The organism is Moorena sp. SIO2C4, from assembly GCF_010672485.1.
GTDB classification, from domain to species: Bacteria; Cyanobacteriota; Cyanobacteriia; order Cyanobacteriales; family Coleofasciculaceae; genus Moorena; species Moorena producens.
Genome location: NZ_JAAHGN010001377.1, coordinates 1 through 1,602 on the forward strand (window position 1 = coordinate 1; position 1,602 = coordinate 1,602).

General features: G+C 36.6%; 2 pseudogenes. Both read left to right on the plus strand.

The window, feature by feature from the left end:
* Positions 1-817 precede the first annotated feature (817 nt).
* Positions 818-1,054: pseudogene (locus tag F6K20_RS40385) on the plus strand (CheR family methyltransferase); the annotation flags it as partial.
* A 229-nt stretch (positions 1,055-1,283) separates the two neighbouring features.
* Positions 1,284-1,433 (plus strand): annotated as a pseudogene (locus F6K20_RS37750) (IS4 family transposase); the annotation flags it as partial.
* Positions 1,434-1,602 lie beyond the last annotated feature (169 nt).

Genomic DNA, 1,602 nt, shown 5'->3' on the forward strand with positions numbered 1-1,602 from the left:
ACGCGCGTCGCGTTCAACCTTCAACCTGCTAACCTTGGCCAATAGGCACGCGCGTCGCGTTCAACCTTCAACCTGCTAACCTTGGCCAATAGGCACGCGCGTCGCGTTCAACCTTCAACCTGCTAACTTGCTAACCTTCAGCCGAATAACCTACAACCCCCAAAGGCGAACAACCGAACATAAGGAATTAAATTAATAGGTACCAATAGGTTTTTAAATTAGTGTTACTTGGGCAGATTGACTGGGAACTATATAACTGTAACCACATTGGATTTGTCAGTCAATCGGGATTAACGTGTCAAACACAGAATCTTTAAGTGTTGAGCTAAAACAAGCTTTTCTTCGATTAATTGCCCAGCAGACAGGATTAGTTATTAAAGAAGCAGACCAAGACAATTTAATTTAAACCATCCTTGTGAGAATGAAATTTATCAAATTTGGTTCACCATAAAGTTACTCTAAACTCTTATATAAGACTATATAAAGTAATATATAATGGCAAAAATTAGTTGCCATGATGACTAATAATTAAAGTTACTTTTGGCGAGATATAGCAGAAGTCAGAAGTCAGAAGTCAGAAGTTAAACTCTTGCCATACTGTAGTTTGAGACTTTTGTCATGTCATAATTACCCTGGCGACTGCTATAAATGTCATTTTAAAACCTGACAAAATCACATTATTCCAGATATAATTAAACGACAAAATAACCACAAAATAATTCAGATTTGTATTGCAGGATGTTCAACTGGATAATAACCCTATTCTATTGCTATTTTATTCCATAAAATACTTCCTGAATTATAAAAATGGAAGGTTAAAATTTTTGGGATAGACATTAATAACTATGCCTTAGAAACCGCAAGAAAAGGAATTTACAGTTCTTGGTCATTTAGAAGTATTAATCCAGACATAAAGCGTGACTATTTTGGGCTCATTAACAATTCCTATCACATCGATAATCGTATCCAAAAAATGGTCACGTTTAAAACGGTTAATTTAGTCAAAGATTCCTGGGGGGGCGACAAGCGGCCTGTAACCCTTGATAGATATTAAATTGAGCGAATTATGGTAAAAAAAGATAGGTCAGAAATTGTCAAGACGACCAATAAGATTGAAAATGCTACCATAATTATATCAAAAACATCTAAAAAATCTCCTTTCCGAATCTCAATTATTATTCCTTAACCTTGTAGTAATTATTAGACAAGACACCAAAAATGTTAAACTTGAAAAAATCGCAGAGTCATGTCTTGGTGCAGTCGCAAACAAACCATGAGCGACTGCATCAAGACAACGTTTTAATATTGAACAAATGTTCCGAGATTATAAGAGCGGTGGATATAATATGTCAGGCAGCAATGTGGTTGGAAAACGCTTTATTTCTTTAGTTGTTATAATATCTTTCGCTTATCTGATTTCCACAATACAAGGATAAATAATTAATAAAAGCGATGCAGCGCGGTCTTGGGGGTTCCCCCCGGAGACGAAACCTTAGACAGGCTCGCCTTTATGGTTGTTAGGCTATGCAGAAAAGGGTTAAAACTTGAGGCGCGACCCCGTAATTTAATTCGCCATAGGAAAGCGCGCCTCCATTGATTAAG